This window comes from Streptomyces sp. NPDC033229 (assembly GCF_055576875.1).
This window is the reverse complement of the sequence record NZ_JBVIQR010000017.1, coordinates 119,245-139,367: the sequence shown is the minus strand read 5'-3', so window position 1 is coordinate 139,367 and position 20,123 is coordinate 119,245. Positions and strand designations below refer to the sequence as shown.

The following is a 20,123-nucleotide window of genomic DNA, read 5'->3' as shown; positions in this document are numbered from 1 at the left end:
CTTTCAACGACGAACGCGTGCCGCGCCGACGGTTCGAATGCTGAGAGTGGTGGTACTGTGCGCGCCTCTTTGATCCAGATCGGTGTGGACCCGGACGAGCCGGTCGCCGAGCGCCGGACGCGAGTGGCTTCCCTCGTGCGCGAGCAGCGGGGCAGCGATCTCGTGGTGCTGCCCGAGCTGTGGACGGTGGGCGCCTTCGCGTACGAGTCCTTCGCCGAGGAGGCCGAGGCGCTGGACGGCCCCACGGCCGAGGCCATGGCGGCGGCCGCCTGGGACACCGGCGTCTGGCTGCACGCGGGCTCGATCGTCGAGCGGGACCCTGACGGCCCGCTCTACAACACCTCCCTCGTCTTCTCGCCCAAGGGCGACCTGGTCCGCACCTACCGCAAGATCCACCGCTTCGGCTTCGACAAGGGCGAGGCCGTCATGATGGCCCCCGGCTCCGAGGCCGTCACCGTGCCGCTGCCGCAGACCACCCTCGGCCTCGCGACCTGCTACGACCTGCGCTTCCCCGAGCTGTTCCGCGCACTCGTCGACGCGGGCGCGCAGACGCTGGTCGTCCCCGCGGGCTGGCCGGCGCGGCGCCGCGAGCACTGGACGCTGTTCGCCAAGGCGCGGGCCGTGGAGAACCAGTCGTACGTCCTCGCCTGCGACACCGCGGGCACCCACGCGGGCGTCGAGCAGGCCGGGCACAGCATCGTGGTCGACCCCTGGGGCGAGGTCCTGGCCGAGGCGGGCACGGGCGAGGAGGTCCTCACCGTGGACCTGGACACCGCCCGCGTCGCCAAGGTCCGCGAGGACTTCCCGGCGTTGAAGGACCGGGTGCTGGGCCGGAAGTAGCCCGGAAGCAGCCGGGCCGGGCCCGCCCGGCCCGGCAGGAATACCCGCGCCGACCGGTGATGTTGGATAGGGGCATGGCCCCACACGCACGCGTCCGCGCCCCCGAACTCATCGGAAAGGGCGGCTGGCTGAACACCGGCGGCACCGCCCTCACCCTGGCCGACCTGCGAGGACGCATCGTCATCCTCGACTTCTGGACGTTCTGCTGTGTGAACTGCCTGCACGTCCTGGACGAGCTGCGGGAGCTGGAGGAGAAGCACCGCGACACCGTCGTGATCATCGGTGTGCACTCGCCGAAGTTCGTCCACGAGGCCGAGCACCAGGCCGTCGTCGACGCCGTCGAGCGCTACGAGGTGCACCACCCCGTCCTGGACGACCCCGAACTCGCCACCTGGAAGCAGTACGCCGTGCGGGCCTGGCCCACGCTCGTCGTCATCGACCCCGAGGGCTACGTCGTCGCCCAGCACGCAGGCGAGGGCCATGCCCACGCCCTGGAGCAGCTCGTCGGCGAGCTGGAGGCCGAGCACGCGGCCAAGGGCACTCTGCGGCGCGGCGACGGCCCCTACGTCGCCCCCGAGCCGGTCGCGACCGATCTGCGCTTCCCCGGCAAGGCCGTGCTGCTCCCCGGCGGCACCTTCCTCGTCTCGGACTCCACCCGGCACCAGCTCGTCGAGCTGGCCGCGGACGGCGAGAGCGTCGTGCGACGCGTCGGCTCCGGCGAGCGCGGCTTCGGCCCCGACGGCTTCAGCGAGCCGCAGGGCCTGGCGCTGCTCCCCGACGGCACGGTCGCCGTCGCCGACACGGTCAACCACGCCCTGCGCGCCTACGACCCCGCCACCGGCGCCGTCACCACCCTCGCGGGGACCGGCCGCCAGTGGATGCAGGGCCGCCCCACCTCCGGCCCCGCCACCGAGGTGGACCTGTCCTCCCCCTGGGACGTGGCCTGGTTCGCGGACCGGCTGTGGATCGCCATGGCGGGTGTGCACCAGCTGTGGACGTACGACCCGGCGACCGGCACCGTCGAGGTCGCGGCCGGTACGACGAACGAGGGGCTGGTCGACGGACCGGCGCCCGAGGCGTGGTTCGCCCAGCCGTCCGGGCTGGCCGCCACCGAGGACCGGCTGTGGGTCGCGGACTCGGAGACCAGCGCCCTGCGCTACGTCGAGCGGGACGGTGAGGGCTTCGCGGTCCGCACGGCCGTCGGCACGGGGCTCTTCGACTTCGGACACCGCGACGGCGAGGCCGGTCAGGCCCTCTTCCAGCACCCACTGGGGGTGACCGCCCTGCCCGACGGCTCGGTGGCCGTCTCCGACACGTACAACCACGCCCTGCGCCGCTACGACCCGGCGACCGGCGAGGTCACCACGCTCGCGACGGACCTGCGGGAGCCGTCGGACGCGGTCCTCGTCGGCGACGACATCGTGGTCGTGGAGTCCGCCCGGCACCGGCTGACACGGCTGCGGTTGCCGGAGGAGGCCGTTCGGGTGGAGTCCGTCGCGCACCGCACCCAGCGGGCGGCGACCGACGTCGCGCCCGGGCGGCTGCGGCTGGACGTCGTCTTCCAGGCCCCGACGGGCCAGAAGCTGGACACCCGCTACGGGCCGTCGACCCGTCTTCTGGTGAGCTCGACCCCGCCGGAACTCCTGGCAGAGGGCTCGGGCACCGGTACGGACCTGGGCCGCGACCTGGTGCTGGCGGACGGCATGACCGAGGGCGTGCTGCACGTCTCGGCGATGGCCGCGTCCTGCGACGACGACCCGGAGAACGAATACCCCGCCTGCCACATGCACCAGCAGGACTGGGGGGTACCGGTGCGCGTCGTGCCCGGCGGCGCCGAGCGGTTGCCGCTGGTCCTGGCGGGCCTGGACACGTAAGCGGCTCAGGGCGCCGGGGTCAGCGCGTGTAGCGGTGTTCCTCCTCGACGACGGGCGCGGCCGGGGGCGGCGGCTGCGTCCTGCGTCGCTGGAAGATGCTGACGTAGGCGCAGACGCCGAGGATGCCGACGGCCATCAGGATCAGGCCGAGCAGGGTGACGTTCACGCCGTCCATGTGCCAGTCCACGGCGAAGGTGAGGATGGCCCCCACCGCGATCAGACCGATGCAGCCGCCCATACCCATGGCAAACGCCTCCGATGTCGATTGGCCGTTCCGGTTCGCTGGGGTGCGGGTACCCCGGACCGGGCCGGCCAATCAACGTCGGTCCGCTACCACTTGAGCGCGGCGGCCTGACTGTCCTGCCAGTACGTCCCCTGGGCCTGGTCGTCGACGTGGACGGAACCGCCGGGCAGGGGGGCGTCCACCTTGTCGCCGACGCTGCTGCCGTCGCCCGGGCCCTGGAAGGAGACGGCGAGCTTCTTGGCCTTGCGGCCGGTGCCGCCCGAACCGTCGGCGGCGGAGGTGATGATGCCCGCGTAGGCGGACTTGCCCGGGGCGAGGGTGACGGGAGCCTGGGGGCGGCTCTTGTCGATCACGGGGGTCGTGGCCTGGTCCTGGTCGAAGCGCAGGAACGGATAGCCGTGCGCGGTGCAGGCCGACTTCGAGGTGTTGGTGGCCACCACCAGCAGGTGGTTGACGGGCGTGCTGACGGCCTTGACCTCGACCTTGACGGTGCCCGAGGCGCAGACGCCGGGCGCGGCGCTCTTGCCCTTGTCGCTGCTGCCGGCCGCGGAGCCGCTCTCGCCGCCCTTGGCCTCCGCCGCCGCTTCCTCGTCCTTGGCGGGCGACGCCGTGCCGGCCGGGCCGGTCTTGTCCGACGTGGAGCCCGCGTCGTCTCCGCCACCACCACAGGCGGTGAGGGTGAGGGCGGCCGTGGCGCTGAGCGCGGCGGCGGCTATGCGGGTGCGCATGGACATGGTGGTTTCTCCCCGATGAGACGGTTGACGGGCCGGTAAGGCCGATCTTCCCACCCGTGCGGGCGGACCACCGCTGCGCGGCGGTGTCCTCAATCGCCGGACGGGCTGCGATTGGCTGGGCTCAGCCATATCCAGCCCGTCCGGCGATTGAGGACGCGCCCGCAGGGCGCCCGCCGCCGTAGGCGGCACAGCCGGGCCTCAGCCCTCCAAGAAGGCGGTCAGCGCACCCGCGAGAAGGTACGGGTCATCCGCCCCGCACAGCTCGCGCGCCGAGTGCATGGAGAGGATCGCGACGCCGATGTCGACCGTGGTGATGCCGTGCCGGGCGGCCGTGATGGGCCCGATGGTGGTGCCGCAGGGCATGGAGTTGTTGGAGACGAAGTGCTGCCAGGGCACGCCCGCCCGCTCGGCCGCGGCGGCGAAGACGGCCCGTCCGCTGCCGTCGGTCGCGTACCGCTGGTTGACGTTGACCTTCAGGATCGGGCCGCCGTTGGGCATCGGGTGGTGGCCCGGGTCGTGGCGCTCGGAGTAATTGGGGTGCACGGCGTGGCCGGTGTCGGAGGACAGACAGACCGTGCCGGCGAACGCACGCGCCTTGTCCTCGAACGAACCGCCGCGGGCGAAGACGGACCGCTCCAGGACATTGCCCAGCAGCGGGCCTTCGGCGCCGGTGTCGGACTGGCTGCCGTTCTCCTCGTGGTCGAACGCGGCGAGCACGGGGATGTACGGCAGGCTCGCGGACGCGGTGGCCGCGGTGAGCGCGGCGATGCCGGCGTGCACGGACAGCAGATTGTCCATCCGGGGGCCGGCCAGCAGCTCCTGGTCGCGTCCGAGGTAGGCGGGGGCCTCGACGCTGTGGACCATCAGGTCCCAGCCCGTGACCTCCTCGGCCGCGACGCCCGCCTCCTCGGCGACGAAACGGATGAGGTCGCCCTCGTGCGGGTCGCCCAGGCCCCAGATCGGGGTCATGTGGCGCTGCTTGTCGAGCTTGAGGCCCTCGGAGTTCACCGACCGGTCGAGGTGCACGGCGAGCTGCGGCACGCGCAGCAGCGGCCGGTCCACGTTGACGAGGTGGTGGCTGCCGTCCCGCAGGGTGATCCGGCCGGAGAGGCCGAGGTCGCGGTCGAGCCAGGTGTTGAGCAGCGTCCCGCCGTAGAGCTCCACGGCGATCTGCCGCCAGCCGTGCGAGCCGGTGTCCGGCACCGGCTTGACGCGCAGGTTGGGGGAGTCGGTGTGCGCACCGATGATCCGGAAGGGGGTGGCCGTGGTCGCCCCGTCCGGCACGTACCAGGCGATGATCGCCCCACCGCGCGTCACGTACTTGCCGCCGGTCGACGCGTCCCACGCGTCGGTCTCCGCGACCTGACGGAAGCCCGCCTTCTCCAGCCGCTCGGCGGTGTTGGCCACCGCGTGGTACGGCGAGGGGCTCGCCGCGAGAAAGGTCATCAGGTCGTCGGTGTGGCCGCGGTCGAAGCGGTGCGCAGAGCTCATGGCCTCAGGATAAGGATCAGGGCAAGTGATCGGGGGGTCTTGCACGGTTGATGCGCGAGATGCGAAAGGCCCGCCTCCCCAGGGGAAAGCGGGCCTCGCGCATGACGGGATCAATCCCTGGAGCAGACCTTTAGAACGCGGCCTCGTCCAGCTCCATCAGGGAGTTGTCGACGGACTCGGCGAGCGAACGCTCGACGGAGACGCCGGGCAGGATGTTCTGGGCGAAGAACTTCGCCGCCGCGATCTTGCCCTCGTAGAAGGCCTTGTCCTTCGAGGAGGCGGAGCCGAGCTTCTCGGCGGCCACCGCGGCGCCCTTGAGCAGCAGGTAGCCGATGACGACGTCACCGGAGGCCATCAGCAGGCGGGTGGAGTTGAGACCGACCTTGTAGATGGACTTGACGTCCTTCTCGGTCGCGGCGAGGTCGGTCAGCATCGCGCCGACGATCCCCTCCAGGTCGACCGCGGCCTTGGCGAGCTGGTCGCGGGCGGCGGCCAGGTCCTCGCCGCCGGCGGCCTCGGCGAGGAACTTCTTGATCTCCTCGGAGAGGGTGGTCAGCGCCTGGCCCTGGTCGCGGACGATCTTCCGGAAGAAGAAGTCCTGGCCCTGGATGGCCGTGGTGCCCTCGTACAGCGTGTCGATCTTGGCGTCACGGATGTACTGCTCGATCGGGTACTCCTGGAGGTACCCGGAGCCGCCGAAGGTCTGGAGCGACTGCGCGAGCTGCTCGTAGGACTTCTCCGAGCCGTAGCCCTTGACGATGGGCAGCAGCAGGTCGTTGAGACCGTGCAGCGCCTTGGCCTCCTTCAGGGAGGCCTCGTCGCCCGCGTGCTCCTTGACCAGGATCTCGTCCTGGACGGCGGCGGTGTAGAGGACGAGGGCGCGCATGCCCTCGACGTACGCCTTCTGCGTCATCAGCGAGCGGCGGACGTCGGGGTGGTGCGTGATGGTGACCTTGGGGGCGGCCTTGTCCATGAAGTTGGCCAGGTCCGGGCCCTGCACGCGCTCCTTGGCGTACTCCAGCGCGTTGAGGTAGCCGGTGGAGAGGGTGGCGATGGCCTTCGTGCCGACCATCATCCGGGCGAACTCGATGATCATGAACATCTGGCGGATGCCGTCGTGCTTCTCGCCGACGAGCCAGCCCTTGGCGGGGTGCTTGTCGCCGAAGGTCATCTCGCAGGTGTTGGACGCCTTGAGGCCCATCTTGTGCTCGACGTTGGTGGCGTAGACGCCGTTGCGCGCGCCCAGCTCACCGGTCTCGAAGTCGAACTCGAACTTCGGCACGAGGAAGAGCGACAGACCCTTGGTGCCCGGGCCGTGGCCCTCGGGGCGGGCCAGCACGTAGTGGAAGATGTTCTCCGCCATGTCGTGCTCACCGGAGGTGATGAAGCGCTTGACGCCCTCGATGTGCCAGGAGCCGTCCTCCTGCTTGACGGCCTTGGTGCGGCCGGCACCGACGTCCGAACCGGCGTCCGGCTCGGTCAGCACCATGGTGGAGCCCCACTGCTTGTCCACCGCGAGCTTGGCGATGCGCTTCTGCTCCTCGGTGCCCTCCTCGTAGAGCACGCCCGCGAACGCGGGGCCGGAGGAGTACATCCAGATCGCCGGGTTGGCACCCAGGATGGTCTCGGCGAAGCCCCAGAGCAGGGAGCGCGGCGCGGTGGTGCCGCCGATGCCCTCCGGGATGCCGAGACGCCACCACTCGGCGTCCATGTAGGCCTGGTAGCTCTTCTTGAAACTGGCCGGAACCGGAGCGGTGTTGGTCTCCGGGTCGAAGACCGGCGGGTTGCGGTCGGCGTCCACGAAGGAATCGGCCAGCTCGTTCTCCGAGAGGCGCGCGATCTCCGCGAGGACGCTCTTGGCGGTCTCGACGTCCATCTCCGCGAACGGGCCGGTGCCGTACAGCTTGTCGCGGCCGAGAACCTCGAAGAGGTTGAACTCGATGTCGCGGAGATTCGACTTGTAGTGGCCCATGACAACGGCTCCGTAAGGGTGGGAGGTGGATCCTCAACAACTACCGGGCAGTAATTTCCATGATGCTACCGGTCGGTAATAAGACGCAACCCCTGATCGCCCAACTGTGACTGAGTACGCTTCGGTGCATGTACGGCTACGACCAGAACGTGGGCACACAGGGCTACGCCCCGCCGCAGCAGTCCGGCGGCTACGGCGAGCAGCCGCTCTACCCCGAGCCGTCCCCGCCGTCGCTGGCCGACGCGGTGCGGGCCTTCACCACGGGCTCGATGTCCGCCGAGGACTTCCAGATCATCTTCTCGACCTCGAAGGTCTACTGCCCGCGCGGGGACACGCCGGGCTTCCTCGCCCTGCACAACACCCAGCAGCCGGTGATCCCGATGTTCACCTCGCTCAAGGAGCTGCGGCGGTACGCGGGCAAGGAGTCCAAGTACTTCGTGATCACAGGCGCCGAGGTCATCGATCTGCTGCCCACCGGCTACGGCTTCGTGCTGGACATGGAGGGCGACCACCGGATGGTCTTCGACGCGAAGGCCGTCGAGCAGATGGTCGACTTCGCGATGCGCCGGATGTATGGCTGACCGTGGCCGGTTCGGCTGCATGCAGCCCGTCCGGCGATTGAGGACGACCTTCGCGTAGCGAAGGTGCGCACGCCACGGCCCGCAGGGGCCGACGTTCGCGGCTAACCCGTCGCCCGGCGGTAGAGCTTCTCGATGTCGTCGCCGAAGTACGAGCTGTACGACGTCTCGTCGTCGCCGCCGCCCTGGAAGCCGCCCAGGACGCCGTTGATCGTGCCCAGGCCCGTGGCCCGGTCGACGTCGGTGAGGATGGGGCCGCCGCTGGTGCCGTTGGGCAGGCCGTGGCACTCGAAGCGCAGCTGGGTGGGGCCGCGGGTGCCGGTGGTGTTCTGGCAGGCGAGGGGGCGCTCCTCGCCGATGGGGTAGCCGATCACCCGGGCCGGGCGGTCCGGCTCGGGGCGGAAGCGGATGCGCTCGGCGCCCGTGACCCGCTCGATGGGGGTGTCGTCGCCCACCCGGCGGACCCGCAGGAACGCCACGTCGTGGTCCTGGTCGCCGCCGGCGGCCCACTCGGGGGCGATGTCGACGGACGTGGGCACCCAGACGCCGTAGGGCGCCAGGCCGTCGTGGTAGCCGGGGACGAAGGCGATGTCGGTGCGGAATTCGCGCTGGTACACGCAGTGGGCGGCGGTGACGACCAGATCGCCCCGGGGGCTGTGGACGACGCCGGCGCTGCAGCTGTGGTCCGGTTCGCCCTCGCCCGTGTAGAACAGCGGGCCCACGGCCGGCGAGGGGTCGCTCTCGCGGGCCTCCAGGGGCTTCGAGGCGGGCAGCGGGTCGCTGCCGGAGCCGACGGCCGCGGGTGCGGGCACGGGGGGCTTCGCCGGGGTGCGGACCACCGACCGCATCGCCTCGGCGCTCTCGTCGCCCAGGGCCCTCGGCTCCTCGTAGTGCCCGTCGGCGTCGCCCTCGGCCAGGGGCGCGTCCGAGGCCTGACCGCGGGTCGCCATCAGCAGGCCGATCACGATCAGGGCCAGGACGGCGGCGATCAGAGCGGCTGTCCCGGCGGGACCCGAGGCGTAGCCGCGGTCGGTGGCTTTCAGGCGCATTCACCCAGTGTCCACGTTCGAATGATGTTCGCGCCGGAGGCGCGCGCCCGGCGCGTGCCCCGGAGTGCGGCCGTCGGGTGCCCCGGGAATGGGGGCGCCCTTGCAGGTTGTTCACTCTTCAACTAACTTGAAGGCGTCGCAACCGAGGAGGCTGTCATGCCCGCAGTAACCGTAGAGAACCCGCTGACCCTGCCCCGCGTGGCCGCCCCGGCCGACGGCCGGCAGCGGCCGGTGCTGCACGTCGCGACCGCGCCGAGCGGTTTCGAGGGCGAGGGCTTCCCCGTCCGCAGGGCCTTCGCGGGGCTCTCTTACAAGTACCTCGACCCGTTCATCATGATGGACCAGATGGGGGAGGTGGACTACGGACCGGGCGAGCCGAAGGGCACGCCCTGGCACCCCCACCGCGGCTTCGAGACGGTCACCTATCTGATCGACGGCACCTTCGTGCACCAGGACTCGCACGGTGGCGGCGGCACGATCAACGACGGCGACACCCAGTGGATGACCGCCGGGTCCGGTCTGCTGCACATCGAGGCCCCGCCGGAGTCCCTCGTCGTCAGCGGCGGGCTCTTCCACGGCCTCCAGCTGTGGGTGAACCTGCCGAAGGCCGACAAGATGATGGCCCCCCGCTACCAGGACATCGGCGGCGGCAAGGTCAAGCTGCTCACCTCGGCCGACGGCGGCGCGCTGCTGCGGCTGATCGCGGGCACCATCGACGGCCACGAGGGCCCGGGCATCACCCACACGCCGATCACGATGACGCACATCTCCCTCAACCCGGGCGCGGAACTCACCCTGCCCTGGCGGCCGGACTTCAACGCCCTCGCGTACGCGCTCTCCGGCAGCGGCACGGCGGGCGCCGAGCGGCGGCCGTTCGGAATGGGGCAGTCCGTGGTCTTCGGCAACGGCGACTCGATCACGGTCCGGGCGGACGACAAGCAGGACACCCGCGGCCCGAACTTCGAGTTCGTGCTGCTCGGCGGGCAGCCGATCCGGGAGCCGATGATGCACTACGGCCCGTTCGTCATGAACACCCACGCGGAGCTGGCGCAGGCCTTCGAGGACTACCAGGCCGGCCGCCTCGGCACGGTGCCGGCTGACGCCGTGTAGTTCGTGCGGGCCGTCCGTGCCGCCTGCGGCGGCGAGCGCCCTGCGGGCGCCCGCCGCCGCAGCGGGGGTGCGCACACCCCTCACCCACCCGGCCCCGACCACCGAGCTCTCAGCGCATCACCGTGATGCGCTGAGCCCGTGCCGACCGAATCGGAGCTGAAGCCGCTGCTGCCCCGTGCCGTGCGCAAGCTGGCGGCCTGGTGCCTGGTCCTGCTGCTGGTCGCGGGGGTCGCCGCCGTCGGGGTGTGGCTGTGCGTCCAGCTGAAGGCGGCTGTCACGCCCGTACTGCTCGCGCTGCTCGGCACGGCGCTGCTCGGGCCCGTGCACCGACGGCTGCTCGCGATGGGCGTGCGGCGCTCGCTCGCGGCGGCGCTGACCTGCCTGCTGCTGCTCGCGGTCGTCGGCGGCACCGGCTACGTCGTGGCCGCCGCGCTGATCGACACCGGGGACCAGATCATCGCCTCGGTCAAGGAAGCCGCCCGGAAGCTCGCGGACCACTTCGGCGCCGCCGGGACCTCGCTCGACGACCTGGCGAGCAACGGCAAGGAACTGCTGGGCAAGTTCGGCAGCACGGCCGCCTCCGGTGTGCTGTCCGGGCTCAGCGTCGTCGGCGAGATGATCGCCCTCGCCGTGCTGGCCCTCTTCCTCACCTTCTTCTTCCTGCGCGACTCCGACAAGGCCGCCGCCACGGTGCACGCCCTCGCCCCCGGGAACTCCGGCCCCCGCCTGGAGGCGATGGGACGGCGCGGGTACCGGGCGGTCGAGGGGTTCATGCGCGGCACCACGCTCATCGCGCTGATCGACGCGGTGTGCATCATGGCCGGGCTGCTGATCCTGCGGGTGCCGGGCGCGGCGGGCCTCGGCGCGCTGGTCTTCGTCACCGCGTACATCCCCTACCTCGGCGCCTTCCTGTCCGGAGCGGTCGCGGTTCTGGTGGCCCTGGCCGACCGGGGCCTCGGCACGGCCGCGTGGGTGCTGGGGGTGGTGCTGGCCGTACAGGTGCTGGAGGGGCACGTGCTCCAGCCGATGATCCAGAGCCGTACGGTGCAGATGCATCCGGCGACGGTCATGCTGACGATCACGGCGGGTGCGAGCGTCGCGGGGATCCTCGGCATGCTGCTCGCCGTGCCGCTGACGGCGGCGGTCTTCGGCGTCGTCTCGGAGCTGCGCGCGCATTACGCTCCGCGGTCCCGGGCGGGCGGGTAGACCACCGGGCGGGCTTGTTTCAAGCCCGTCCGGCGATTGAGGACGCGCCCGCAGGGCGCCCGCCGCCGCAGGCGGCAACGACGGCCCGCAGCCGAAGGCGCTACGTCACCTCCGCCAGCCCCTCCGGACTCAGCAGCGTCCCGTGTGTGCCCGACGCCCCGGACGCCTCGAACAGCTCGAACCAGATGTTCTTGCCCTCGCCCCGGGGGTCGACCCCCCACGCACTGGCGAGCAGTTCCATCAGCACCAGGCCGCGTCCGGAGGACGCCATCTCGCCCGGGTGGCGGCGGTGCGGCAGCTCGTCGCTGCCGTCCTCGACCTCGACGCGCAGACAGCGCTCGCCCTGCTCGCCCGTTATCTCGGCGACCAGCAGCGCGTCCCCGTCCGTGTGGACCAGGACGTTGGTGACCATCTCGGAGACCATCAGCACCGCCGAGTCGATCTGGTCCACGTCGCGCCAGTCGTGCATGAGCTCGCCGAGCTGGTGCCGGCACTCCGCGATGCGCTCCGGTTCGGCCTGGGCGATGGTCAGGACCATGCGGCGGGCCGGGTGCGGGAGCGTGACGCGGCCGGTCCCGGCGGGGGCGGGGGCCTCGCGGGACAGCAGGAGCACGGCGATGTCGTCCTCGCGCCGGTCGACCAGCGGGCCGGTGGTGTAGTGGGAGGGCGGGCCGTGGACGGCCTGGACGAGGGCGTCGGCGAGCTGTTCCAGATCACCGGCACCCTCCCGGCCGTCCAGCGGGAAGCCCTCGATGACCTCGCGCAGCCGGCTCCAGCCGGTCTCCAGGTCGTGGCCGCCGGTCTCGATGAGCCCGTCCGTGCAGACCATCATCGTCTCGCCGGGTTCGAGGACGAGCCGGGTGGTGGGGTAGTCCGTGTCGGGGACGATGCCGAGCGGCAGGCCGCCCGCCGTGGGCCGGACGAGCACCGTGCCGTCGCTGAGGCGTATCGCGGGCTCGGGGTGCCCGGCGCGGGCGATGTCGAGGAGCCCGGTGGCGGGGTCGACCTCGATGTAGAGGCAGGTGGCGAAGCGCGGGTCGGTGTCCTCGGTCTCGGTGTCGTTGACGCCCGAGAGGAAGCGCGAGGCCCGGGAGAGGACCGCGTCGGGGTGGTGGCCCTCGGAGGCGTACGCGCGCAGCGCGATCCGCAGCTGCCCCATCAGCCCCGCGGCCCGTACGTCGTGCCCCTGGACGTCCCCGATGACCAGGGCGATCCGCCCCGAGGGCAGCGGGATCATGTCGTACCAGTCGCCGCCCACCTCCAGCCCGCCGCCGGTCGGGACGTACCGGGCGGCCACCTTCATGCCGGGGATGTCCGGCTGGACGGTCGGCATCATCGAGCGCTGGAGGCCGACGGTCAGCTCGCGCTCCGACTCGTGGAGGCTGGCCCGGCTGAGGGCCTGGGCGAGCATCCGGGCGACGGTGGTGAGCACGGACCGCTCGTCGGGGGTGAAGCTGACCGGGATGGAGAACCCGGCCATCCAGGCGCCGATCGAGTGACCCGCGTTGATCAGCGGCAGAAAGGCCCAGGACTGACGGCCGAAGTGCGCGACCTGCTTCCAGGCCTCGGGGAAACGGCGCTCGTAGTCCTCGGGGTTGGGCAGATAGATCGCGCGGCCGGTGCGGATGACCTCGGCCGCCGGGTAGGCCGCGTCCATCGGCAGGTCCAGGAAGGGCTCCGCCTCACCCGGACCGTAGCCCTGGTGGCCGATGACCCTCACCCGGTTGCCCTCGGCGCTGAAGACCGCCAGTCCCGACGGTACGAAGCCGGGCATCGACAGGCCCGCCGCGACCCGCAGCACCTCGGCCGTCGAGCGGGCCTCGGCCAGCGCCCGGCCCGCGTCGAGCAGGAAGGCCTCGCGGTTGCGCCGCCAGTCGCCGGTCACCTGGGCCCGGACGGCGGACGTGCCGGGCTGTGCCTCGGGGACCTCCTGAACGGTCCCGACCAGCAGGTAATCCTTCTCGCCCGCCACGGGCCGGGAGCGGCTGCGCACCGTCCGCAGCACCCGCCCCACGTCGTCGACCACGCGCAGCCGGGCCTCGGCGAGGGTGCCCTCGGCCACGGCCAGATTGATGATGCCCATGATCTCGACCCAGTCCACGGCGTGGAACCGGGCGCGGGCGGCCGACTCGGTCAGCTCGACGCGCTCCGCCGGCAGGCCCAGGAGACGGGCGGCCTCGGCGTCGAAGGTGGCGATGCGCGAGGCGTTGTCCCAGTGCCACAGGCCGGTCGCCACGGCTGCCAGTACGTCCTCGGTGCGCATTGCCCCACTTTAAGCGGGTTAGTCAGCTTTATGCAGGTCTGAGAATGGGCGACGACCGATGGCAGGTGGGGCAGTACCCTTGCACACGTGCTGTGTGCACGCTAACCCAGTGCAACGCCAGCTTCGATCAACCCCCTCGACCAACGACTTGGATGAACGATGCATCGGTACCGGTCCCACACCTGCGGCGAGCTCCGTGCGGCTGACGTCGACACCGACGTGCGACTGAGCGGCTGGCTGCACAATCGGCGCGACCTGGGCGGCATCCTCTTCATCGATCTGCGCGACCACCACGGGCTGGTGCAGCTCGTCGCCCGTCCGGGCACCGCGGCGAACGAGGCCCTGAGCCACCTCACCAAGGAGACCGTCGTCCGCATCGACGGCAAGGTCGTCGGCCGTGGCGCGGACAACGTCAACCCCGAGCTGCCCACCGGTGAGATCGAGGTCGAGGTCGCCGCGGTCGAGGTGCTGGGCACCGCCGAGCCGCTGCCCTTCACGATCAACACCGACGACGGCGTGAACGAGGAGCGGCGCCTGGAGTACCGCTTCCTGGACCTCCGCCGCGAGCGCATGCACCGCAACATCATGCTGCGCTCCGCCGTCATCGCCTCGATGCGCCAGAAGATGACCGCCCTCGGCTTCAACGAGATGGCGACCCCGATCCTGTCCGCCACCTCCCCCGAGGGCGCGCGCGACTTCCTGGTCCCCTCCCGTCTGCACGCCGGCAAGTTCTACGCCCTGCCGCAGGCGCCCCAGCAGTTCAAGCAGCTGCTGATGATCGCGGGCTTCGACCGCTACTTCCAGATCGCGCCCTGCTTCCGCGACGAGGACGCCCGCGCGGACCGCTCGCCGGGCGAGTTCTACCAGCTCGACGTCGAGATGTCCTTCGTCGAGCAGGAGGACGTCTTCCAGGTCATCGAGAAGGTCATGACCGACCTCTTCGAGGAGTTCGGCAACGGCCGCCACGTCACCTCCCCCTTCCCGCGGATCCCGTTCCGCGAGGCGATGCTGAAGTACGGCTCCGACAAGCCGGACCTGCGCGCCCAGCTCAAGCTGGTCGACGTCTCCGATGTCTTCGCCGACAGCGGCTTCAAGGCATTCGCCGGCAAGCACGTCCGCGCGCTGGCCGTGCCGGACACCGCGGGCCAGTCCCGCAAGTTCTTCGACGGTCTCGGTGAGTACGCCGTCGAGCAGGGCGCCAAGGGCCTGGCATGGGTCCGGGTGGGCGGAGACGCCGGAAAGCTGGACCTGTCCGGCCCGATCGCCAAGTTCCTCACCGAGGACGACACCAAGGCCCTCACCGAGGCCCTGGACCTGGCCCCCGGCCACGCCGTCTTCTTCGGCGCGGGCGAGTTCGACGAGGTCTCCAAGATCATGGGCGCGGTCCGCGTCGAGGCCGCCAAGCGCGCCGGCCACTTCGAGGAGAACGTCTTCCGGTTCTGCTGGATCGTCGACTTCCCGATGTTCGAGAAGAACGAGGACACCGGCGCGATCGAGTTCTCGCACAACCCGTTCTCCATGCCGCAGGGCGGCCTGGAGGCGCTGAACACGATGGACCCGCTGGACATCCTGGCCTGGCAGTACGACATCGTCTGCAACGGCACCGAGCTGTCCTCCGGCGCCATCCGCAACCACGAGCCCGAGGTCATGTACAAGGCCTTCGAGATCGCCGGTTACTCGAACGAGGACGTCGAGCGCGAGTTCGGCGGCATGCTGCGCGCGTTCAAGTTCGGCGCCCCGCCGCACGGCGGCATCGCCCCGGGCGTCGACCGCATCGTGATGCTGCTGGCCGACGAGCCGAACATCCGCGAGACCATCGCCTTCCCGCTCAACGGCAATGCCCAGGACCTGCTCATGGGTGCCCCGAGCGAGGTGGACGAGTCCCGCATGAAGGAGCTCCACCTGTCGCTGCGCAAGCCGCAGGTGAAGGACGCGAAGTAGCCGCCTTGCCCGGGTAGGGCACAGGGAGGCACACACGAGGGGCCCGGAACCGCCGATAGGGTTCCGGGCCCCTCGTGTGTGCCCGGAGGGCCGGGTGGAGGCCGGTCCTCCGGACGCTCTTCGGTTCTTACCAGCCGGTCGTACCGTCGATGCGTTCGCGCAGCAGGTCGGCGTGTCCGTTGTGGCGGGCGTACTCCTCGATCATGTGCACGAAGATCCAGCGCAGCGACACGGGGGCTCCGGACAGCTCGCCGGCGACGGGGGCCCAGGGGAAGGTGCCGGTGGCGTCCAGGGAGAGCGGTTCGCAGTTGGCTCTGGCCAGCTCGATCTCGGCCTGCCAATCGGCGAGCGCCCCGGCGAGCGTGGCGTCCTCGGCGACCTCGAGGCCGACGTCACGTCCCTCGACGAGGTCCTGGGGTCCCAGAGGGGTGTCGTCGGTGCCGTAGACCGTCGCCACCTTCTCCCCGGTGAGTATGCGGCGGAACCACGTCCGCTCCACCTCGGCCATGTGCTGGACGAGGCCGGTCAGGGACAGTTCGGAGGGCCCGACCGAGGCCTCGCGGGCCTGCTCGTCGGTCAGTCCGGCGCATTTGTGGGCGAGGGTGGCTCGGTGGAAGTCGAGCCAACCCTCCAGCGTGGAGCGTTCGTCGGCGTTCAGCGGCGGGATGGGCCTTGTGGAGATCGACATGCCGATCAGACTCACACAAGAGCCGTGAGCACCGGGAGACGCGGGCAGCATCCTGCCGCGTTGTGCACGGCCCGGGAGAGCCGCCCCGCCGTCAGCCGCTCGCCCCACAGCACGGACGCCACCCCGTACTCCTCGATCGCCATCTGCTCCGTCTCGCTCAGCTCCTCGGCGACCACGACGACCGGCGTCCGCCCGTCGCGGGTCAGCCGCCGCAACTGGACCCCGGCGGTCTTGTCGTTCCGGCCCAGGAACAGGATGTCGACGGCACCGCCCTCGCGGACCACGCCGAACCAGGGTGTCGGCCGAAGCTGTCGGACGATCCGGGCCCGGGTCAGCTCGTCGCCGGCATGGACACTCACGGTGATGCGCTTCTCGTACAACACTGTTCTTCCTCGTCTCCCCCGCGAAGCCAACTCCTTCAGCTTCCCGGGGCGCGCTGAACAAACGATTGCCGATCGATCAACGCGGCCGCGCCGCGGATGCACAAGGGGCCCGGTACCGTGCGCGCGCACGGTACCGGGCCCCTCGAACCGGCTCAGGCGGCGCTGTCGTCCCCGCCGCCGAAGCGCTCACGGTAGGACTCCAGGTCCTCCTCCGTGATCTTCGCGAACAGCACCGGCGGCACGGTGAACGGCGTGCCCACCGGAACGGACGACAGGGACGCCGCCTCGTCGCGCGAGACCCACGTCGCCGTGTCGCCGGTCAGCGCGAACGCGCCCCGCATGGCGGCGGCCGAGGCCGGGATGAACGGCTCGGAGACGATCGAGTACAGGTGGATCAGGTTCATCGCCGTGCGCAGCGTCAGGGCCGCGGCGTCCGGGTCGGTCTTGATCTCCAGCCAGGGGGCCTTGGTCTCCAGGTAGGAGTTGCCCGCGCTCCACAGGGCGCGCAGTGCCTGCGCGGCCTTGCGGAACTGCATGGCCTCCATGTGCTCCTCGTACTCCTGGAGCAGCTGGGCGATCTCCCGGCCGAGGGTGGCCTCGGCCTCGCCCGCCTCGGCGCCGGCCGGGACCTCCTCGCCGAAGCGCTTCTTCGAGAAGGACAGGACGCGGTTGACGAAGTTGCCCAGGACGTCGGCGAGGTCCTTGTTCACGGTGGCCGAGAACAGCTCCCAGGTGAACGACGTGTCGTCCGACTCGGGGGCGTTGGCCATCATGAAGTAGCGCCAGTAGTCGGCGGGCAGCAGCTCCAGGGCGTCGTGCGTGAAGACGCCGCGCTTCTGGGACGTGGAGAACTTGCCGCCGTAGTAGTTCAGCCAGTTGAAGGCCTTGACGTAGTCGACCTTCTTCCACGGCTCGCGGGTGCCGAGCTGGGTGGCCGGGAACATCACCGTGTGGAACGGGACGTTGTCCTTGCCCATGAACTGGGTGTAGCGGACGTCCGTCGCCTCGTACCACCAGGACTTCCAGTCGCGGTTCTGCGGGTCCTGGTCCGCCCACTCCTTCGTCGCGCCGATGTACTCGATCGGGGCGTCGAACCAGACGTAGAAGACCTTGCCCTCGGCCGCCAGCTCCGGCCAGGTGTCGGCCGGGACCGGGACGCCCCAGTCCAGGTCACGGGTGATCGCGCGGTCGTTCAGGCCCTCGGTCAGCCACTTGCGGGCGATCGAGGAGGCCAGGATCGGCCAGTCCTTGCCGTGCTCGTCGATCCACGCCTCGACCTCGCCCTGGAGCTTGGACTGCAGGAGGAAGAGGTGCTTGGTCTCCCGGACCTCCAGCTCGCTGCTGCCGCTGATCGCCGAGCGGGCGTCGATCAGGTCCGTGGGGTCCAGGACGCGGGTGCAGTTCTCGCACTGGTCGCCGCGGGCCTTGTCGTAGCCGCAGTGCGGGCAGGTGCCGACGATGTAGCGGTCGGGCAGGAAGCGGCCGTCGGCCAGGGAGTAGACCTGGCGGATCGAGCGCTCCTCGATGAACCCGTTCTTCTGCAGCTGACGCGCGAAGTGCTGGGTGATCTCCCGGTTCTCCGGGGAGGAGCTGCGGCCGAAGTAGTCGAAGGACAGCCCGAAGCCTTCGTAGATCGCCTTCTGCGCGTCGTGCTGCTGGGCGCAGAACTCGTCCACGGGCAGGCCGAGCTCCTTGGCGCCCAGCTCGGCCGGGGTCCCGTGCTCGTCGGTGGCGCAGATGTACAGCGTCTCGCGGCCGGTCTGGCGGAGGAACCGGGCGTACACGTCCGCCGGGAGCATGGACCCCACCATGTTGCCCAGGTGCTTGATCCCGTTGATATACGGAAGGGCGCTGGTGATGAGGTGTCGAGCCATTGCCGGCTGCTCCCTGGTCGATGCGGCTGATGCTGTTTTTACGGGCACCTTTAGCGTATCCGAGTGCCAGGGGGCAGCCGCGCGGCATTTATGTCGGCTCGATGTCGGGCGTTCTTCCTGCGTACGCCGGGTGCTCAGGCCCCGGGGGGCCGTGCCATCCAGGCCCGCCAGGGCCTGACGATCATCTCCCGATACGTGTGGTGCGACGGGTTCCGCCCCGCGTGCCGGAACGTCCAGCCCTGCGCCTCGCCGGCGTCCTCCCCGGGCTCGGAGCTCTCCTCGCACACCGCGCACTGCATGGCGTACGTGACGGGCTCCGCGTCCGGCTCCAGGTCCGGCTGCAGGGTCCAGTCCCCGAACGCGAAGACGCTGCGCGTGCTCAAAGCCCCCACCTGCTCTCCGTCTTGCCTTCGGGTGTCCGTGTCGCGGTACGGGCCCGCCGTGCCTCCGCCTCGGAGGCGGGCCGGGCGCATTCGGGCGGGCAGTCCCACTCGAGCCCGCCTTGGGGAGGACGTAGCTGTAGGTGGCCGGCGTGCCGGTCCATGACCTGGCCGAGTCGGTCGGTGCGGGTGTCCACGACGTAGGTGACGGGAGTGGGAGCGGTGACGGGCGGGGGGTTCTCATTGCTCACGCCCTTATAGATGCCCACTGAGCCACTGTCTGATCAGTGACGAGGCGGCTACGGAGCATGATGCGCGGATCCCGGGTGACGGTGGATCGCCGCAGGTGAGCCCCGGGCTTCGGGCTGCGTGGTCCGAGCGCTCTATGCAAGGAATGGGTGGGTTGGTACAACCCACCCACCCTCCCAATGTCCGCGTACAGCACGGGAGATGACTTTTTGTGATCGGGTTGCGACGCGGCGTTGCGAGGCCCTAGCGTTCGCAGCAACAAACGACCCCGGCCGGTGTTAGCAGCACCATGCCGGGGTCTCACCCTCAAGATCGAAGAGGCGATCCTGTGGCTTCTGAAGACTTTAGCGCTGCCCCGCGCGCCTCCGCATGTGTCATGGCCAGTCCCGGCTACGGAAAGCGCGGTGTGCCCGGCCAATCCCCTCGCCGCAAGGGCGACTTCGCACACCTGCCCACGCGTGAAGCGGTCATCGCGACGCTGATCGACCGGCTGCCCGAGGGCGCGTCGATGGACGCCAAGACCCTCGCCCGCATCAGCCCGGACTACGGCCAGGCCGCATGCCGCACCGCCCTCCGGCGGCTCACCGAGGCCGGGCATCTGCGGCGGATCACCGAACACCTGGTCACGGAGGACGGCTACCGCTGCGTGACCAGGACGTACTTCTCCCGAACGGCCCGTGGCGACGGCTGGTGGGCGCGGTTCCTGGCGGGGGACGTGGCGGAGGACGAAGCCGAGGAGCCCGAAGCGCCGCCCGCCTCGCCACCCCGCCGTTTCCGCCCCGCCCGATCCCGCGCGTACGCCGCCCTGGCAGGGCTGAGCAGTGCCGACATCCGTCTGGCCCTCTCGGCCGCCGAGTGCGCGGCGCTGGAGGAGCTGGCCGCCGAGTGGCTGGCGCGGGACCCGGACGAGGGGCGGATGGTCAGCGCGTTGACGGCCGGGCTGCCACGCGAGGTGCACTGCCCCGGCGCCCTGATGCGCACCCGGCTGATCGAGAAACTGCCGCCCGAACGTCGCGGCCCCGTGCTCCCGCCGCCGGACCGGTCGCCCTTGCGCATCATGGAATGCGCCGTCTGCCGGGTGCCGGGCCGCCCCGAGGCCCTGCCCGGCGGCTTGTGCCGCGCCTGCCGAGGCGAGCCGGACCGCTCGGAGCCGGACGGGCCGTCGGCCGCCGAGGTACGCGCCCGTGTCGACCGCATCCGGGCGGACGTCCGCGCACGAGAGAGGACCCGCGTATGACCGTCTTGCG

18 protein-coding genes are annotated in these 20,123 nt (G+C 70.8%); 7 read left to right on the top strand and 11 right to left on the bottom strand.

Going from position 1 to position 20,123, the window contains the following annotated elements:
- Positions 1-57: 57 nt before the first annotated feature.
- A complete protein-coding gene (locus ACZ53N_RS17630) occupies positions 58-840 on the top strand; it encodes a carbon-nitrogen family hydrolase (RefSeq protein ID WP_469141729.1) in 783 nt (260 codons plus the stop codon).
- 74 nt (positions 841-914) lie between these two features.
- Positions 915-2,714, top strand: coding sequence for an NHL domain-containing thioredoxin family protein (locus ACZ53N_RS17625; RefSeq protein ID WP_469141728.1), 1,800 nt, complete (start codon positions 915-917; stop codon positions 2,712-2,714).
- Between the two features lie 19 nt (positions 2,715-2,733).
- On the opposite strand, the gene ACZ53N_RS17620 is transcribed toward ACZ53N_RS17625, so the two are convergent.
- From ACZ53N_RS17620 to ACZ53N_RS17605, 4 genes are all read right to left on the bottom strand, one after another.
- Positions 2,734-2,958 (bottom strand): DUF6458 family protein, encoded by a 225-nt coding sequence (locus ACZ53N_RS17620; RefSeq protein ID WP_130878667.1) that lies wholly within the window; start codon positions 2,956-2,958, stop codon positions 2,734-2,736.
- Between the two features lie 86 nt (positions 2,959-3,044).
- The gene (locus tag ACZ53N_RS17615) at positions 3,045-3,692 is read right to left on the bottom strand and encodes a DUF4232 domain-containing protein (protein WP_469141727.1); all 648 of its coding nucleotides are present in this window, start codon (positions 3,690-3,692) and stop codon (positions 3,045-3,047) included.
- A 198-nt stretch (positions 3,693-3,890) separates the two neighbouring features.
- The gene (locus ACZ53N_RS17610) at positions 3,891-5,183 is read right to left on the bottom strand and encodes a M18 family aminopeptidase (protein ID WP_469141726.1); all 1,293 of its coding nucleotides are present in this window, start codon (positions 5,181-5,183) and stop codon (positions 3,891-3,893) included.
- A gap of 130 nt (positions 5,184-5,313) precedes the next feature.
- Positions 5,314-7,155: an acyl-CoA dehydrogenase gene (locus tag ACZ53N_RS17605; protein ID WP_469141725.1), complete on the bottom strand. Its 1,842-nt coding sequence runs from the start codon at positions 7,153-7,155 to the stop codon at positions 5,314-5,316.
- A gap of 128 nt (positions 7,156-7,283) precedes the next feature.
- Between ACZ53N_RS17605 and ACZ53N_RS17600 the strand changes: the two genes are divergently transcribed.
- On the top strand, positions 7,284-7,736 hold the full coding sequence (locus ACZ53N_RS17600) for an SseB family protein (protein WP_130878671.1): 453 nt from the start codon (positions 7,284-7,286) through the stop codon (positions 7,734-7,736).
- Positions 7,737-7,837: 101 nt separating this feature from the next.
- On the opposite strand, the gene ACZ53N_RS17595 is transcribed toward ACZ53N_RS17600, so the two are convergent.
- The gene (locus ACZ53N_RS17595; protein WP_469141724.1) at positions 7,838-8,782 is read right to left on the bottom strand and encodes a trypsin-like serine peptidase; all 945 of its coding nucleotides are present in this window, start codon (positions 8,780-8,782) and stop codon (positions 7,838-7,840) included.
- Between the two features lie 156 nt (positions 8,783-8,938).
- Between ACZ53N_RS17595 and ACZ53N_RS17590 the strand changes: the two genes are divergently transcribed.
- Both ACZ53N_RS17590 and ACZ53N_RS17585 read left to right on the top strand, forming a co-directional pair.
- Complete coding sequence (locus ACZ53N_RS17590) at positions 8,939-9,892, top strand: pirin family protein (protein WP_469141723.1); 954 nt, start codon at positions 8,939-8,941, stop codon at positions 9,890-9,892.
- Positions 9,893-10,030: 138 nt separating this feature from the next.
- Complete coding sequence (locus tag ACZ53N_RS17585) at positions 10,031-11,098, top strand: AI-2E family transporter (RefSeq protein ID WP_469141722.1); 1,068 nt, start codon at positions 10,031-10,033, stop codon at positions 11,096-11,098.
- A gap of 100 nt (positions 11,099-11,198) precedes the next feature.
- Here the strand turns inward: ACZ53N_RS17585 and ACZ53N_RS17580 are convergent, their stop codons facing one another.
- A complete protein-coding gene (locus tag ACZ53N_RS17580) occupies positions 11,199-13,361 on the bottom strand; it encodes a SpoIIE family protein phosphatase (RefSeq protein ID WP_469141721.1) in 2,163 nt (720 codons plus the stop codon).
- Positions 13,362-13,520: 159 nt separating this feature from the next.
- Between ACZ53N_RS17580 and aspS the strand changes: the two genes are divergently transcribed.
- A complete protein-coding gene (gene aspS, locus ACZ53N_RS17575) occupies positions 13,521-15,302 on the top strand; it encodes an aspartate--tRNA ligase (protein WP_469141720.1) in 1,782 nt (593 codons plus the stop codon).
- Positions 15,303-15,429: 127 nt separating this feature from the next.
- Here aspS and ACZ53N_RS17570 read toward each other — a convergent pair whose 3' ends face one another.
- The 5 genes from ACZ53N_RS17570 to ACZ53N_RS17550 all read right to left on the bottom strand — a co-directional run bounded on the left by ACZ53N_RS17570 (position 15,430) and on the right by ACZ53N_RS17550 (position 18,878).
- Positions 15,430-15,990 (bottom strand): DinB family protein, encoded by a 561-nt coding sequence (locus tag ACZ53N_RS17570; protein ID WP_469141719.1) that lies wholly within the window; start codon positions 15,988-15,990, stop codon positions 15,430-15,432.
- 11 nt (positions 15,991-16,001) lie between these two features.
- Complete coding sequence (locus ACZ53N_RS17565; RefSeq protein ID WP_469141718.1) at positions 16,002-16,349, bottom strand: DNA-binding response regulator; 348 nt, start codon at positions 16,347-16,349, stop codon at positions 16,002-16,004.
- A gap of 176 nt (positions 16,350-16,525) precedes the next feature.
- Complete coding sequence (gene metG, locus ACZ53N_RS17560) at positions 16,526-18,247, bottom strand: methionine--tRNA ligase (protein ID WP_469141717.1); 1,722 nt, start codon at positions 18,245-18,247, stop codon at positions 16,526-16,528.
- 134 nt (positions 18,248-18,381) lie between these two features.
- On the bottom strand, positions 18,382-18,639 hold the full coding sequence (locus ACZ53N_RS17555; protein ID WP_469141716.1) for a DUF7848 domain-containing protein: 258 nt from the start codon (positions 18,637-18,639) through the stop codon (positions 18,382-18,384).
- Positions 18,627-18,878 carry a hypothetical protein gene (locus ACZ53N_RS17550; RefSeq protein ID WP_469141715.1) on the bottom strand — a complete coding sequence of 84 codons (252 nt, stop codon included), beginning with the start codon at positions 18,876-18,878 and terminating at the stop codon, positions 18,627-18,629. The genes ACZ53N_RS17555 and ACZ53N_RS17550 overlap by 13 nt, the downstream gene beginning before the upstream one ends.
- Positions 18,879-19,252: 374 nt before the next feature.
- On the opposite strand from ACZ53N_RS17550, the gene ACZ53N_RS17545 reads away from it, so the two are divergent.
- Entirely contained in the window at positions 19,253-20,113 is an 861-nt protein-coding gene (locus tag ACZ53N_RS17545; RefSeq protein WP_469141714.1) for a hypothetical protein, read from the top strand.
- Positions 20,114-20,123: the final 10 nt, after the last annotated feature.

Bases quoted from the DNA above. Each gene is read 5' to 3' on its own strand.
- ACZ53N_RS17620 (WP_130878667.1), bottom strand. From the start codon at position 2,958: ATGGGTATGGGCGGCTGCATCGGTCTGATCGCGGTGGGGGCCATCCTC.
- ACZ53N_RS17545 (WP_469141714.1), top strand. From the start codon at position 19,253: ATGGCCAGTCCCGGCTACGGAAAGCGCGGTGTGCCCGGCCAATCCCCT.
- ACZ53N_RS17610 (WP_469141726.1), bottom strand. From the start codon at position 5,183: ATGAGCTCTGCGCACCGCTTCGACCGCGGCCACACCGACGACCTGATG.
- ACZ53N_RS17625 (WP_469141728.1), top strand. From the start codon at position 915: ATGGCCCCACACGCACGCGTCCGCGCCCCCGAACTCATCGGAAAGGGC.
- ACZ53N_RS17580 (WP_469141721.1), bottom strand. From the start codon at position 13,361: ATGCGCACCGAGGACGTACTGGCAGCCGTGGCGACCGGCCTGTGGCAC.
- ACZ53N_RS17615 (WP_469141727.1), bottom strand. From the start codon at position 3,692: ATGTCCATGCGCACCCGCATAGCCGCCGCCGCGCTCAGCGCCACGGCC.
- aspS (WP_469141720.1), top strand. From the start codon at position 13,521: ATGCATCGGTACCGGTCCCACACCTGCGGCGAGCTCCGTGCGGCTGAC.
- ACZ53N_RS17590 (WP_469141723.1), top strand. From the start codon at position 8,939: ATGCCCGCAGTAACCGTAGAGAACCCGCTGACCCTGCCCCGCGTGGCC.
- ACZ53N_RS17595 (WP_469141724.1), bottom strand. From the start codon at position 8,782: ATGCGCCTGAAAGCCACCGACCGCGGCTACGCCTCGGGTCCCGCCGGG.
- ACZ53N_RS17605 (WP_469141725.1), bottom strand. From the start codon at position 7,155: ATGGGCCACTACAAGTCGAATCTCCGCGACATCGAGTTCAACCTCTTC.
- metG (WP_469141717.1), bottom strand. From the start codon at position 18,247: ATGGCTCGACACCTCATCACCAGCGCCCTTCCGTATATCAACGGGATC.
- ACZ53N_RS17600 (WP_130878671.1), top strand. From the start codon at position 7,284: ATGTACGGCTACGACCAGAACGTGGGCACACAGGGCTACGCCCCGCCG.
- ACZ53N_RS17570 (WP_469141719.1), bottom strand. From the start codon at position 15,990: ATGTCGATCTCCACAAGGCCCATCCCGCCGCTGAACGCCGACGAACGC.